General features: G+C 71.1%; 14 protein-coding genes and 1 tRNA gene. 8 read left to right on the plus strand and 7 right to left on the minus strand.

Features of this window, described 5'->3' with window-relative positions:
• Positions 1–43 precede the first annotated feature (43 nt).
• From NNW99_RS17345 to NNW99_RS17375, 7 genes are all read left to right on the plus strand, one after another.
• Positions 44–217 (plus strand): hypothetical protein, encoded by a 174-nt coding sequence (locus NNW99_RS17345; protein ID WP_215120054.1) that lies wholly within the window; start codon positions 44–46, stop codon positions 215–217.
• A 65-nt stretch (positions 218–282) separates the two neighbouring features.
• Entirely contained in the window at positions 283–1569 is a 1287-nt protein-coding gene (locus tag NNW99_RS17350; protein WP_251057839.1) for a glycosyltransferase, read from the plus strand.
• A gap of 639 nt (positions 1570–2208) precedes the next feature.
• Positions 2209–3627, plus strand: coding sequence for an FG-GAP-like repeat-containing protein (locus NNW99_RS17355; protein ID WP_215120055.1), 1419 nt, complete (start codon positions 2209–2211; stop codon positions 3625–3627).
• Positions 3628–3839: 212 nt separating this feature from the next.
• Entirely contained in the window at positions 3840–5270 is a 1431-nt protein-coding gene (locus NNW99_RS17360; RefSeq protein WP_215120056.1) for an FG-GAP-like repeat-containing protein, read from the plus strand.
• 267 nt (positions 5271–5537) lie between these two features.
• Positions 5538–6977, plus strand: a complete 1440-nt coding sequence (locus NNW99_RS17365) for an FG-GAP-like repeat-containing protein (protein WP_215120057.1) — start codon at positions 5538–5540, stop codon at positions 6975–6977.
• Between the two features lie 61 nt (positions 6978–7038).
• Positions 7039–8472 carry an FG-GAP-like repeat-containing protein gene (locus NNW99_RS17370; protein WP_215120058.1) on the plus strand — a complete coding sequence of 478 codons (1434 nt, stop codon included), beginning with the start codon at positions 7039–7041 and terminating at the stop codon, positions 8470–8472.
• Between the two features lie 104 nt (positions 8473–8576).
• Entirely contained in the window at positions 8577–9605 is a 1029-nt protein-coding gene (locus tag NNW99_RS17375; RefSeq protein WP_215120059.1) for a Yip1 family protein, read from the plus strand.
• A gap of 103 nt (positions 9606–9708) precedes the next feature.
• Here NNW99_RS17375 and NNW99_RS17380 read toward each other — a convergent pair whose 3' ends face one another.
• Together NNW99_RS17380 and dcd are read right to left on the minus strand one after the other, a co-directional pair.
• Positions 9709–10206: a phosphoribosyltransferase gene (locus NNW99_RS17380; protein ID WP_215124322.1), complete on the minus strand. Its 498-nt coding sequence runs from the start codon at positions 10204–10206 to the stop codon at positions 9709–9711.
• A gap of 41 nt (positions 10207–10247) precedes the next feature.
• A complete protein-coding gene (dcd, locus tag NNW99_RS17385) occupies positions 10248–10823 on the minus strand; it encodes a dCTP deaminase (protein ID WP_215120060.1) in 576 nt (191 codons plus the stop codon).
• Between the two features lie 559 nt (positions 10824–11382).
• Here dcd and NNW99_RS17390 point away from each other — a divergent pair.
• Positions 11383–11456 (plus strand) — tRNA-Gly (locus NNW99_RS17390).
• Between the two features lie 49 nt (positions 11457–11505).
• Here NNW99_RS17390 and NNW99_RS17395 read toward each other — a convergent pair.
• From NNW99_RS17395 to NNW99_RS17415, 5 genes are all read right to left on the minus strand, one after another.
• Positions 11506–12675: a site-specific integrase gene (locus tag NNW99_RS17395; RefSeq protein WP_215120061.1), complete on the minus strand. Its 1170-nt coding sequence runs from the start codon at positions 12673–12675 to the stop codon at positions 11506–11508.
• Positions 12675–12887, minus strand: a complete 213-nt coding sequence (locus tag NNW99_RS17400; protein WP_215120062.1) for an excisionase family DNA-binding protein — start codon at positions 12885–12887, stop codon at positions 12675–12677. Before NNW99_RS17400 ends, NNW99_RS17395 begins: the two co-directional genes overlap by 1 nt.
• Positions 12884–14188 carry a replication initiator gene (locus NNW99_RS17405; protein WP_215124323.1) on the minus strand — a complete coding sequence of 435 codons (1305 nt, stop codon included), beginning with the start codon at positions 14186–14188 and terminating at the stop codon, positions 12884–12886. The genes NNW99_RS17400 and NNW99_RS17405 overlap by 4 nt, the downstream gene beginning before the upstream one ends.
• A 62-nt stretch (positions 14189–14250) precedes the next feature.
• Entirely contained in the window at positions 14251–14547 is a 297-nt protein-coding gene (locus tag NNW99_RS17410; RefSeq protein ID WP_251057840.1) for a SpdD protein, read from the minus strand.
• A 26-nt stretch (positions 14548–14573) separates the two neighbouring features.
• Entirely contained in the window at positions 14574–14768 is a 195-nt protein-coding gene (locus NNW99_RS17415) for a hypothetical protein (protein ID WP_215120063.1), read from the minus strand.
• Positions 14769–14774 lie beyond the last annotated feature (6 nt).

A 14774-nucleotide genomic window follows, 5' to 3' on the forward strand; every position in this document is an offset into this window, starting at 1 on the left:
AGCCGCCCGAAAAACCAAGACCCCAGAGGAAAGAGAGAAAGACATGTACGGACAGAACGGTGTGGGCGCGGCGATCGGTACCGCCACCGGTGGAGCCGCCCTGGCGGCCACGGGCGGGACGGGGCTGGGGTGGATCGTGCTGGGAGCCATGCTCTTCGTGATCGGCGGCGTGGTGGTGTTCCGCACGGCGACCCGCGGCAAGCGAGTGACCGCTTGAGCACGTCGCAGACCCGCGGCGCGGGCCCCTCGGTGGCCCGCGCGTCACGGGGGAGATTCACGGCGGTGACCGCCGTGGTGGTGGCGGCTCTCGCCGCTGCCACCGTAGTGGTGCACATCCAGTCGAAGAGCCCGATCCTGACGTTCTACTGGTGGCTGGGCATGCTGGTCATCGTGCTCTGCCTGGTCTCGTTCCTGAAGGGCCGGTCCTTCACTCACCTCCCGGTGGCTCCGGGCCGGACGGTGGCGATCATCCCGGCCTTCGAGGAGCCGACGGTGAATCTGCACCGCACGGTGCGGTCGCTGCTGGCCCAGACGCATCCGGTCGACGAGATCCATGTGATCGACGACGGCTCGCGGCAGCACCCGGTGGAACCCTTCGAGCACCCCCGGGTCTTCTGGCACCGGCAGGAGAACAAGGGCAAGCGCGGAGCCCAGGTCACCGTGCTCCGGCACCTTCAGGAGCAGGGCAAGCACTTCGACTACGTGCTCACCATCGACTCGGACGGCGAGCCGTTCCCGGACGCGCTCGAACAGCAACTGCGGGCCATGAGCAACCCGAAGATCCAGGCCACCACCGGCATGATCTACGTCCGCAACTTCGAGGAGACCTGGGTCTCCCGGGCCGCGGACATCGACATCGGCACCTCGTGCGTGATGATGCGCTCCTCGCGCTCCATGCTCGGAGCCCTGGAGACGACCTCGGGCGCCTTGGCTCTCTACCGGGCCGAGCTGCTCTACGACCACCTGGACGCCTACGAGGTGGAGTGCGGGACGGGCGACGACCGCTGGCTGGCGCTGCGGGCGCTCATGCGCGGTGAGGTCGTGGCCGTCAACGAGGCCGGCGTGGTCACCGACATGCCGACGACGCTGAAGAAGACCTACCGTCAGCGTCTGCGCTGGGCCCGGTCGTGGTGGTGGATGCTGCCGTTCGTGTTCGCGCGGCTGTCGCCGAAGCAGCTCATATCGCCGACCTTCGGGCTGCTCCAGCTCGTCATCACCCCGGTGATGCTGGCCTGGACCGTGGTCATGACGCTCATGACCCTGGGCGGCCGGTACCACAACCCCGGTGTGGCCTTGGTGTATCTCGCCGTCTATCTGGTGGTCCGCTACGGCCAGTCGGGGCTGTACGTGCTCATGCGACCGGACATGACCGCGGGTCAGCGGTGGCGCTCCTGGCTCGTCGGCACCCCGACGGCGGTGTTCATGAACATCGTGCTGCTGTGCCCCACGCGCTACTGGGCCCTGTTCAAGCTCCGCGACAACGCGTGGCAGTCGCGCGGGCTGACGGCGAAGACGTCCCTGCCGAAGGGGCGGCATCGCGGCGGATCGAAGCAGCCGCTGAACGTGTGACCACTGCCCTCTCACGAGCCCGGACGATGAACTCCGGGCTCGTGAGAGGTCTATCTGCAGATCGCGCCCGTACCGATGGAACTGCTCCGGGGAGGCCCGCAAGGCGGCGGTCGATGTGCGGTACCGGCCAGCGTGGGCCGGGTGACACGGCCCCTGCACCTCGGGAATCCGAACCACGAGAATTAACCGAACTCACGTACAACCCTTACGTCCCCACACAGGTCTCCTGATCGCCGACCACCCGTGAACGCCCGCACAACTCCCGGCGAACACGGACGGTCCGGCACTTCATCGACGGTGGATGCCCGCCAGGCATCCCGCGTGCCGCAGGAGACTCCCGCATGGATCAGGACCAGCACCGGCGACGACGCCCGCAGAGGCGTCCGCGCCCACTCCGCCCCGCCCTCGCGACGGCCGCCACCGACCCGGCAGCCGCGCCGACGGGCGGGTCACTCATGCCCGCGACCGTCGGCACGGCGGCGATCCCGCGCCGGGCGAGTGCGCCTTCCCGGGGCCCCGCCCGCCCCGCCTGACCTCCCGCGACCTCACCCCTCTTCCGTCGGGGATCGGCCCTGCCCTCAGGCCCCACCCCCGCCCACACCACACACCACGCCACCCCTCCCCACCCGGAGCCCCGCCTTGCGCACCCGCACCCTCCTCCTGGCCGCCACCCTCACCACCGGCCTCCTGAGCACCGTCCTCCCCGTCGGCACGGCCGCCGCCGCCCCCTCCGGGCTGGCCGGTGACTTCAATGGCGACGGCTACCGGGACGTGGCCTTCGGCGCGATGGGTGCCGATGTCGGTGCGGTGCAGGGCGCCGGTGCCGTCGTCGTGCTGTACGGCTCCTCGTCCGGTGTCTCGGCCTCGAAGAAGACCGTCGTCACCCAGAACTCCACCGGCGTCCCGGGCGAGTCCGAGTCCGGCGACCGTTTCGGCAGCGCTCTGGCCGCCGGTGACCTGGACCGCGACGGCTACTCGGACCTGGTCGTCGGCGCCCAGTACGAGGCCATCGGCGACCGGGACGGCGTCGGCTCCGCCACCGTCCTGTGGGGCTCCAAGTCCGGTCTGTCCGGCGGCAAGGGCCTGCCCCAGCCGTCCGACCTCTCGGAGTGGGGCGGCTTCTCCTCGGGCATCGCCACCGGCGACTTCGACGGCGACGGCGCGACCGACGTGACGATCACCGGCCAGAGCCGCACCCGCCTCTACAAGGGCCCCTTCACCCGTACGAACGGCCCCGCGAGCCACACCAGCCTCGGCCAGTTCGGATCGACGTACGCGGTGATCGCGGGCGACCTGAGCGGCGACGGCGCGGCAGAGCGCGTGTACCCCTTCCTCGTCGACGGCGACGCCGGCGGCGAGATCGGCTACCACCGCTGGACCGGCACCAAGTACGCCGCCACCGACCTGCCCCAGGCCGACGGCGAAGAGGGCACGATCGCCGACGTCGACGGCGACGGCTACGGCGATCTCGTCCTCGGCGACTACCAGGACCCGCGCGCCGACAAGCCCGGCGGCCACAAGGGCGGCCAGATCGCCGTCTGGTACGGCGGCCCTACCGGCCCCGACCCGGCGCAGAAGCCGACCCTGATCCACCAGGACACCGCGGGCGTGCCCGGCGCCGGCGAGAGCGACGACGTCTTCGGCTCGGCGCTCTCCTCCGGCGACGTCAACGGCGACGGCTTCGCCGACATCGCGGTCGGTGCGTGGGGCGAGGACATCGGCTCGGTGCGGGACGCCGGCTCGGTGACCGTCCTGTTCGGCTCGGCCTCCGGACTGAGCGGCAAGGGCGCCAAGTCCTACTCGCAGGACACGGCCGGCGTGCCGGGTGCGAACGAGACGATGGACGGGTTCGGCATGACGGTGCGCCTCGTCGACCTCGACAAGAACGGCAAGGCCGACCTGGTGAGCGGCGCCGGGTACGAGAACGGCTACGGCGCGGCCACCGTGCTGCGCGGCAGCGCCTCGGGCCTGGCCACCTCCGGCGCGAAGTTCCTCTCGGCCCGCGACGTCACCCTCAAGGGCGGCGACCCCAACTTCGCCTGGGCCATCGCCCAGTGACCCACGACGGCCGTCAGCCCTTCGCTCCTCACCCAGTGAACCCAGTGACACCCGACCGCCGTCAGCCCATCGCTCCTCACCCAGTGAACCCAGTGACACCCGACCGCCGTCAGCCCATCGCTCCTCGCGGCGCCCCGAGTGCGACACGACCGGCCACCACGCCCCCTCGCTCAGTGACTGCCCGTCACCACAAAGCCCCGCCAAGGAACCCCATGCGTCTGCGCACCGCGGCCACCACCGCCTTCCTCACGGCCGTCCTCACCCCGCTCGCCCTGCTGCCCCTCACCGCACCCGCCGCCCACGCCGCCGCGGCCGCCGCCCCGTACGACTTCAACGGCGACGGCCGCAAGGACCTGGCGATCGGCGCCCCGGGCGCCACGGTCGCCGGGAAGGCGAAGGCGGGCGCCGTGTCCGTCGTCTACGGCAGCACGAGCGGGCCGAAGACCTCGACGCGCACGCTCCTCACCCAGGACACCGCCGGGATGCCGGGTGCCGCCGAGGCCGACGACGCCTTCGGCTCGGCCCTCGCCTCCGTGGACCTGAACACCGACGGTTACGCCGACCTGCTGATCGGCACGCCCGGCGAGGACGGCAGCGACACCAACGACGGCACCGTCACCATCGTCTGGGGCTCGAAGTCCGGCCTGTCCGGCGCCCGTTCGCTGTTCAGCTTCTTCAGCAGCGACTACGACCGCTACGGCCAGACCCTCGCCGCGGGCGACTTCGACAACGACGGCGACCCGGACGTGGCGGTCGGCTCCACGGGCCCGATCCTCATCTCCCTCGTCGCCGGACCGATCGGCAAGTCCGGTGAGCACAGCGGTGGTTCGGGATCCCGCAACGAGGGCTGGTCCTCGTCGCCCGGTGTCACCCACCTGTCCGCGGGCGCCGTCGCCGGCGACGGCCACTCCCGGGTGATCGTGCACGGCCGCGCGAAGGGCACCGACGACGCCGTCACCACCATGGCCGACATGGAGATCAGCAACTACACCGACTGGCTGCAGAACCTGCCCGCCGGCCACGTCTCCGCCGTGGCGGACATCGACAAGGACGGCTACGCCGACATCGCCATCGGCAACGACCGCGAGACCTCCGCCGACCCGGCGGGCGCCCTCGGCGGCAAGGTCACCGTCGTCTACGGCGGACCGGACGGCCGGGACACCAGCCGCGCCCCGCTGGTCCTCACCCAGGACACCGCCGGTGTGCCCGGCGCCTCCGAGAAGGGCGACCGCTTCGGCAGCGGCGTCTCGCTCGGCGACGTCAACGGCGACGGGTACGCCGACCTGGCGATCGGCGCCGCGGGCGAGAACTCCGCCGCCGGTGCCGTCACCGTGCTGTACGGCTCGGCGTCCGGACCGACCACCCAGGGCGCGACGTCGTACAGCCAGAACACCGCGGGCGTGCCCGGCGGTTCCGAGAAGGGCGACCGTTTCGGCGAGCGCGTCACGCTCACCGACCACACCGGCGACCGCCGCGCCGACCTGTCCGTGGCCGCGCCGGGCGAGAACGGCGACGGCGCGGTCTGGTCCCTGCGCGGCACGGCGACCGGCCTCACGGCCACCGGCTCGACGAGCTTCGGCCCGGGCACGACGGGCATCTCCACGGCCGGCGCACCGGCGTACGGCACGGCCCTCAACTCCTGACCACCTCCCCACACCACACCTCCGCACCACACGACACCCTCCGCACCACGCCGCTCCACGTCACGCCCTCCGCACCAGGCCGCTCGACGTCACACCCTCCGCACCACGCCGCTCCACGTCACGCCCTCCGCACCACACCGCTCCACACCCTCGTCACCACACCGCTCCACGTCACACCCCCCGCACCACACCGCTCCACATCACGCCGCCCGACACGACACCGCTCCACATCACACCGCTCCACGTCACACCGAAACGGGGACTCCGATGCGCAAGCGCACCCTCCTCCTGGCCACCGCCCTCACCACCGGCCTGCTCACCGCCCTGACCCTGCCCGCGACGCCGGCCGCCGCCGCGCCCTCCGGCCTCTCCGGCGACTTCAACGGCGACGGCCACCGCGACCTCGCGATCGCCGCCCCGCTCGGCAAGATCGGCGGCAAGACCGGGGCCGGCTACGTCGCCGTCGTCTACGGCACCGCGAAGGGCCTGGACACCACCAAGCGCCAGATCATCAGCCAGGCCACCGACGGCGTCCCGGGCGTCCCGGAGTCGGGGGACTACTTCGGCGACCGCCTGACCACCGGCGACCTGGACGACGACGGCTACACGGACCTGGTCGTGGGCGTGCACGCCGAGCAGATCGGCTCCACCGGCGACTCGGGCGTGCTCACCGTCGTCTGGGGCGGCGCGAGCGGGCTGAAGACCGCGACCGACCTGTCCGCCCCGCTCCCGGAGAACCGCAACGAGCTGGGCTGGTCCGTCGCCACCGGCGACTTCGACGGCGACGGCGACACCGACCTGGCCGCCGCCAACATCGCCTACCCCGAGCTGAACGTCTTCGAGGGCCCGGTCTCGCGCACCGGCAAGGCCACCGAGCTCGTCGGCATCGACACCTCCAGCCGGACCGGCATCAACACCGACAAGATCGTCTCGGGCGACGTGACCGGTGACGGCAGGGCGGACCTGCTGGTCACGGGCCAGGAGGAGATCGGCGACGGCTACCGCACCCGCGGCGTGCTGTACAAGGGCTCCGCCACCGGCCTGACGCCCGGCGGCAAGGTCGCGGGCGGCTACGACGCCGTCATCGCGGACGTGAACAAGGACGGCTTCGGCGACATCGTCACCGGCAACTTCATGGAGAAGTCCACGGACGAGCCGAACGGCGGCCCCGGCGGCGCGGTCACCGTGACCTACGGCGCCTCCGGAGGCCTGAGCACCCGCACCCCCGTCCGCATCACCCAGGACACCGCGGGCGTACCCGGCTCCGCCGAGAAGAACGACCGCTTCGGCTGGAGCCTGTCGGCCGGCGACACCGACGGCGACGGCTACACCGACATCGCGGTCGGCGCCCCGTACGAGGCCATCGGCTCGAAGAAGCAGGCCGGCACGGTCACGGTCCTGCGCGGCTCGGCAGCCGGCCTGACCGGCAGCGGTGCCAAGTCCTTCTCCCAGGACACCGCGGGCGTCCCCGGCGCCGTCGAGGCGTACGACTCCTTCGGCTACGCCGTGCGGCTCACCGACGCGAGCGGCGACGGCCGCGCGGAGCTGGCGGCGAGCGCTTCCGGCGAGAACACCGGTGACGGCGCGGTCTGGCTGCTGAAGTCCACCGCTTCCGGCATCACGGCCACCGGGTCCACGTCCTTCGGCGCCGCGACCGTGGGCGGCCCGGCGGGCGACGCGTACTTCGGTGACGTCCTCGCGGGCTGACCCCCGAACGTATCCCCCACCCCTTCTCACCAGCCCGCCCCATCACCAGGAGGAACACCGCATGCGCAGGCACACCGCGGCCGCCCTCGGCGCCGCCGCCCTGCTGGCCGCCGGCCTCACCCCGCTCACCCTGGCCGCCCCCGCCTCAGCGGCGCCGTCGAAGTTCGCCGACGACTTCAACGGCGACGGCTACAGCGACCTCGCCGCCGCCGCGCCCTACACCCCGGTCGGCGGCAAGAGGGACGCGGGCGCCGTCGTCATCACCTACGGCTCCGCGAACGGCATCAGCGCCGCCCGCCGTACCGTCCTCACCCAGGACACGGCCGGCATCCCCGGCACCGCCGAGGAGGGCGACCGCTTCGGCAGGGCCCTCTCCTCCGGCGACCTGAACAGCGACGGATACGCCGACCTGGTGATCGGCAGCACCGGCGAGGACATCGACTCCGACGCCGACGGCGGCTCCGTCACCGTCGTCTGGGGCGGCAAGAGCGGCCTGTCCGGCGGCCGGGGCGTCCCCGACCCGGCCGTGGCGGCCCACGACGAGTACGGCATGTCCCTCGCCGTCGGCGACTTCACCGGGGACGGCCGGGCCGACATCGCCGTCGGCAGCACCGGCAGCGACATCTGGATCCACGAGGGCATCTCCAAGACCGCCGGCTCGGGCACACACCAGGAACTCGCCAGCGGCCTGCGAGGCGGAGCCGGCCTCGCCGGTGCCCGGAGCCTCTCCGCCGGCGACGTCAACGGCGACGGCACCGACGACCTGGTCGCCACCGGCAGCGAGGAGTCCACGTACGAGGACGGCGCCATGGTCTACCTCGGCTCCGCCTCCGGCCTGACCCGCCAGACGTTCCTGAAGAGCGGCGGCTGGGAGCTGGCCACCGTCGGCGACCTGAACGGCGACGGCTACGACGATGTCGTCACGGCGGCCTACGGCGGCGACGCCAGAAGCCTCGGCGGCTCGGTCAGCGCCTGGCCCGGCGGCGCCACCGGCGTCCGCACCAGCCCCCGGACGACAATCAACCAGGACACCCCCGGCGTCCCCGGCGCGGACGAGGAGAGCGACTGGTTCGGCAACGACCTCTCGATCGCCGACGTCAACGGCGACGGCTACGGCGACCTGGCCGTCGGCACGATCCACGAGGACGTCGGCACCGCGGACATCGCCGGCAGCGTCACCGTGCTGCGCGGCTCGGCCACCGGACTGACCGGCACCGGCGCCCAGTCGTTCACCCAGAACACGGAGGGCGTCCCCGGCACCGCCGAGTCCGCCGACCGCTTCGGCGCGTCCGTACGCCTGTCCGACCTCACCGGCGACGGCAAGGCGGACCTGTCCGTCGGCTCCGACGGCGAGAACCACCCCTCCGGCTCCCTCTACAGCCTGCGCGGCTCGGCCTCGGGCGTGACCACGAAGAACGCGATCAGCTTCGGCCCCGGCTCCCTGGGCATGTCGACGACGGACTATCTGAGGCTGGGCCAGGTCATGCTGCGCTGACCCCGCGGTACCAGGCGATGGGCCCGGGGCCGTGGGGGTCCTGGGGTCCCTGGGGCAGAACCCTGACAACCCATGAGTTCCTGAAGGGGCTTACCCCTTAAGGGATGTCACAGCTCGGCCGCAAAGCCGGGCCCGGAAGCCCGGGCCCGGCCCGCCACCGCCCGGGACCAGGTACGTTCGATGACGTGGCTGGATTCAGGATCGGACGCGGCCGGAACAACGGCGCTCCTCAGACGCGACCGCAAAACCCCCCGCACGGGCAGCAGACGCCGCAGGGACCGTCGTACGGTTACCCGCCGGCGCCTCAGCCGTACCCGCAGCAGCAGCCGTACGGCAACGGCGGCGGCCCCACCTGGCCGCAGGCGAACGCCGGACCCGGCGGCCACGGTGGCGGCTACGGCGGACCCGGCGGCCACGGCGAGCCGGAGTACTTCGGCGACGGCGCGTACCCGCCCGGCCCCCAGGGCCCGCCGGACCCGTACGCGGCGAACAACCCGGGCCACACCCAGGCCTTCTCGGTCGACGAGGACCCCTACAACCAGGGCGACACCTACCGCGCCGGCGCGGCGCCCGCGCCGTCCGGCCCGGTCGGCCCGCGCCTGCACTGGAAGGCCCTGCTGCGGGGGATCGTCCTCTCCCCCAGCCAGACGTTCCTCCAGATGCGCGACTACTCGATGTGGGGCCCGGCCCTCATCGTCACGCTCCTCTACGGCCTGCTCGCGGTCTTCGGCTTCGACGGCGCCCGCGCGGACGCGATAAACGCCACACTGTCGAACGCGGTCCCGATCGTCCTGACCACGGCCGTCGCGATGGCGATCAGCGCCTTCATCCTGGGCGTGGTCACCCACACCCTGGCCCGCCAGCTCGGCGGCGACGGCGCCTGGCAGCCCACGGTCGGCCTCTCCATGCTGATCATGTCCCTCACGGACGCGCCCCGCCTGGTCTTCGCGATGTTCGCCGGCGGCGACGCGACGTTCGTACAGCTCCTGGGCTGGGCCACCTGGATCGCGGGCGGCGCCCTCCTGACCCTCATGGTCAGCCGCTCCCACGACCTCCCCTGGCCGAAGGCGCTCGGCGCGTCGGCGATCCAGCTGATCGCCCTGCTGTCGATCGTGAAGCTGGGCACGGTCTGAGGTTCCGCGCGCACCCGCGCGCACGAGAAAGGGGCTCCCGGAGGAGCCCCTTTTTTGCTGCCTGTCAGGGCTGCTTCTTTTTGCTGCCTGTCAGGGCCGCCTGTCAGGCGTCGAGCACCTGCCCGGCCCGCCGCACCACCGGAGGCTCCACGGACCACGGGAAGTTGATCCACTCATCGGTCCGCTTCCACACGTACTCGCACTTCACCAGCGACTGGGACTTCTCGTAGACCACGGCGCTGCGCACCTCGGCGACGGTGTCGAGGCAGAAGTCGCGGACCAGCTTGAGGGTCTTGCCGGTGTCGGCGACGTCGTCGGTGATCAGCACCTTCTTCTCGGAGAAGTCGATCACGTTGGGGACGGGGGCGAGCATGACGGGCATCTCGAGGGTGGTCCCCACGCCCGTATAGAACTCCACATTCACGAGGTGGATGTTCTTGCAGTCGAGGGCGTAGGCGAGCCCGCCGGCCACGAAGACACCGCCGCGGGCGATGCTGAGCACGACGTCGGGCTCGTACCCGTCGTCGGCGATGGCCTGCGCGAGCTCGCGCACGGCGACCCCGAACCGCTCGTAGGTCAGATTCTCCCGCTCACCGCTCATGCTCGTGTCACTCATGCTGGGGTCGCTCATGCTGGGGTCGCTCACACCTGGGTCCGATGGAAATTGAGGAAGGACCGGGAGGCCGTCGGCCCCCGCTGCCCCTGGTACCGCGACCCGTACCGCTCACTGCCGTAGGGGAACTCGGCGGGCGAGCTGAGCTTGAACATGCAGAGCTGCCCGATCTTCATCCCCGGCCAGAGCTTGATCGGCAGGGTGGCGAGGTTGGACAGCTCCAGGGTCACATGGCCGCTGAAGCCGGGGTCGATGAACCCGGCGGTGGAGTGCGTCACGAGCCCCAGCCGCCCCAGCGAGCTCTTGCCCTCAAGCCGGGAGGCGAGATCGTCGGGCAGCGTGATGACCTCGTACGTACTGGCGAGGACGAACTCCCCCGGGTGCAGGATGAACGGCTCGTCGCCCTCCGGCTCCACGAGCCGGGTCAGATCGGTCTGCTCGACGGAGGGGTCGATGTGGGGGTACCGGTGGTTCTCGAACACCCGGAAGTAGCGGTCCAGCCGCACATCGATGCTCGACGGCTGCACCATCGCGTCGTCAAACGGATCGATACGCACTCGTCCGGCGTCGATCTCGGCCCGGATGTCCTTGTCTGAGAGAAGCACGCCCCGAGGATACGCAAGGCGCGCGGAGCGCCCACAACCGGACGACTCCACGCGCCTTATGCCCTACGGCTGTGCCTTTGTCCTCTACTCACTACTGCCCACTACTGCCCGCCGCAGATCGCTCCGCTCGCTACCGCTTCTGGTGGCTGACGGGTACGACGCTGCGGAGCCGCGTACACCGCGGACACCGGAGCAGCCGGCCGGGGCCGAGTCGCTCGGCCTGCTGCATCGGGAACGAAGCGGTGGTGAACACGTGCCCATCGGCACAGCGGACGACGGTGCGCTCCATCAAGTCCAAGAGTCCCTTCCCCAAGAGCCGCGTCTGGCTGGTGCTTGCCTGACGACAAAAGCCACAGTACGGGATGAAAGGAACAGCCTTCGAGGCGGCGCTCCGGTCCCGCCCGGACCCTCGCCGACGCCCCACCGTACGCCCCAACTCCGCTGCCCCGCAGCCGCATCCCACCCCTGAAACGCCCTCAGACCCCAGGGCATCAACACCCGGGGCCTGACATGGGGTAAAGTGGCCAACGTTCGCACACCGACTCCGTCGGCGTCTTACGCGGGTGTAGTTTAATGGTAGAACATCAGCTTCCCAAGCTGAGAGCGCGAGTTCGATTCTCGTCACCCGCTCCACGAAGAAGGCCCAGGTCAGAGACCTGGGCCGTTTTGCTGTCCGCTGTGATCAGTCGTCGCGTGCCAGATTCGTGCCAGAACGCTTCTCGACGGCCTTCTGGGCAGCCTCCTCCCGAGCCTTCTGAACCGTGGCGTCGAGGCCGGCGGCAACCTCCTCCTGTCGCTCCTCGTCGGAGTGCTGATAGATCAGCGCGGCCTTCTCCGAGGACTGCCCGGCTCGGACCATCGTGTCCTTGAGAGTGGCCCCGGACCGCGTCGACAGGGTGTGCCCGGTGTGCCGGAGGTCGTAGAACCGGAAGCCCTCAGGCAGGCCGACGACCTCCCGTGCCTTCCGCCACTTCCGCCCGAAGGTGCTGCGCCGGAAGGGAGCACCCTTCTCCCCCACAAAGATCAGCCCATCGGGGCCCGGCTCGGCGTAGGACTCAAGGTGCCAGCGGAGCTCCCGGTGAAGGAAGGCGGGAAGAATCACAGTCCGGGTGCCCGCCTCGGACTTGGTGTCGCCCTGGACGCGGCGACCGTCCATCCGCTCCGGCTCGGCGAGGCGGACGCGGAGGCGCAGGTTGTCGAGGTCGATGTCCCGGCGCCGGAGGCCGGCCAGCTCTTCGGGCCTGAGCGGGCCGTAGGCGCCGAGGTAGACCATGAGCCGCCACCGCATCCCCACCGCATTGGCGAGGGCGTCCACCTGGGCGACGGTGGCGATGCGCCGCTCAGCGGCCTTCTCCTTACCAGCGCCCTTGATCCGGCACGGATTGCGCGTGATCAGCTCGTCGTCCACGGCCGTCTCCATGATGGCCTTGAGGAGCCGGTAAGCCTTGGCGGTGATCGTCTTGGCACCCGTGAGCCGCAGCCGTTCAGCCCGCCACTCCCTGACTCGGGGCGCGGTGATCTCGTCCAAGTCCAGGTCGGCTAACGCGAACAGGTGCTTGTCGAGGAGATACCGGTAGAGGTCCTGCGTAAGCGGCGCGAGCTCCCGTTCCTCCACCCACTTCTCCGCGTAGGCCCGGAAGCCCACCGCGCCCGCATCGGGGTCACGCCAGTCGCCACGACGAATCTCCGTCTGCCTTTCGGCGAGCCAGTCATCCGCGTCGGCCGTCGTCTCGAACGTGAAGGGAGCCGGACGCATCACGCCGTCTGGCCCCGGATAGCGCGCCTGGTACCGCCCGGAGGGAAGCCGTCTGATCGCGCCGAAGCGGCGGCGCCTGCCCCTGCTGTTGGCCATCAGGCAGCCCTTCCGTAGCGTGGGCGAGGCCGCCTCAGCGGCTCCACCGTGCGAGACCGGATGAACTCCTCAACCGCGCTCTCCGGGATGCGCACATGCCGGCCGACCTTCACGTAGCGGATGCGCCGTTCCTCGACGAGCCGCCGGGGGAAGCGAGTGGTCGTGCCGAGCAGCTCGGCGACCTGGTCGACGGACAGGTAGCGGTCGTTCATGTGGTGGGCTCTCCTTCCGTTCCGGCGGCGGGTTCGAGGGATGCGGTCAGCCACTGTTCGCCGGTGCTGAGGCCGGTTCCGGCGAAGACCCAGTGAGCAAGGACGAGCGTCGTTTCCCCGTCCTGCGGGGTGGTGACCGGAGCCGCTTGGGCGCGGCGCCATTCGGCGCGGGCGTCGCGGAGGGCGCCGAGGGTTGTGGAGTAGCGGCGGGACTTGGTGGAGAAGTGGCCGCGGAAGCCGAGCATGTGGGCCCAGGCCCGCAGCCGGAGGTCTGCCAGCTCGGGGCGTGCGCCGAGGGTCCAGGCGGTGCGGATCATGCGGCGGGCGTGGTCGGTGAGCCGGGACTGAGCCAACTCGGCGAGGAAGCGGAGCGGGCGGTCCAGAGTGCCAGTCGCGGTTTCGGCGCCTTTGGTGGCGTACTTGGCGATGTATGCGGCCACCGCGCGTTCGGTCAGCTCCTGGCCGTCGTCGAAGTCGGCGGAGCGGATCGTGCGGACGTCGAGCTGGCGGCCGAAGGTGAAGGTGTGAGATCGGCCGTCGATCTCCGGTCCGGTGACGCGTGCGGCGGTGGTAGCGGCGCGGATGGCATCCGTCAGCAGCTCGGCCGTCGCCCAGGCCGGAGGTGATGTGTCGCCGCCTTCCGGGCCGTCGAGGCGGATGACCGCGTGGAAGTGGACGGCGCCGCGCTTCTGGTACTCGGCGACCTTGGCGAAGGAGATGCGCGCGTGGTCAGCGAAGGCGCGTTGGGTGAGCCCGGCGCACTTGGCGACCTCACGGCGGAGGTAGATGGAGAACCGGCGCCAGATGGCCCCTGCGTGGGCGTTCCAGAGCACGGCCGCTTCGTAGTCGTACCTCTCGGGGTCGAGCGGTGTGCCCAGGGCGGAGTCCGACTCGGAGTGGCGCGTGCCGCAGCGGCAGTTCAGGCCGCTGGACGGTCGGTTGTGGACCGAGCCGAAGCTCGGGGCGGTGAAGGTGGCGAAGACGCGCGGGTGCGTGCCGACCTGCTCGGGGGTGCCTTTGCCACCCCGCAGTCCGGCGGTGATCAGGTGGTAGGTATCGCGGCGGTAGGTCTCGGCGCAGGCGGCGCAGCGGGTCGCACGGCGGTTGTTGCAGCGGACGAGGAGCTGGCCGGCGGGGAGGTTGGCAGAGTCCAAGTGGTGCAGGACGTTGCCGATCTCGCCGGTTGCCGTGTTGACCTCGTACTCGGTGCGGTGGCCGTCGAGGCGTACGGGGTGGGTGCAGCCGCCCAGGCCGGAGAGTTGGCGGGCCAGCTCGGGCATGGTGCCGCACGAGGCCAGCATGGAGAGTTCCGCCAGCGGGGGCGGAGTCTGCCGGGTGATGATGGGCATTCCTTTCGGCTGTTTCAGCGGTTGGGAGGGACGGCCCCGGGGCGGCGGGATGCTTGGCGGCGTTTGCCGCCCCGGTGGCCGGTCGGCAGGACCACAGCGGCGATGGCCACGGACACGGCCGAGACGGCGACCGCCGCCAGGAGCGCGGTGAGGACGACGCCGACGACGACAACGGCGGCCACCGCACCGGCGCCGACCCCCACGAACGGTGCGACCGAGTGGCCGGCGGAGGGAGCCGGGGCATGGTCCTGCGGGATGTGAGTGGTGATGCTCGGGACGTGCGGGGTGTCGGGCAGCTTGGGGCGGAACATCGCGGGACTCCTTGTCAGTCGGGGTGTCATTCGTGGGTGCCGTTGACGACGTCGACCCCGGAGCGGGTGCCGGACTCGATGGCCGGGGCGAGGAAGGTGTACGAGAGCCAGAAGCCGAACAGTGCGATTACGACGGCGACCCAGAGCCGGATGCCGAGGAACTTGATCGCGGCCCAGGCGACGACGCCCAGGACGAAGACGAGCGGCAGCGAGACAGTCATGGGCGC

The sequence above is a fragment of the Streptomyces sp. CRCS-T-1 genome (genome assembly GCF_024442335.1).
GTDB classification, from domain to species: domain Bacteria; phylum Actinomycetota; class Actinomycetes; order Streptomycetales; family Streptomycetaceae; genus Streptomyces; species Streptomyces koelreuteriae.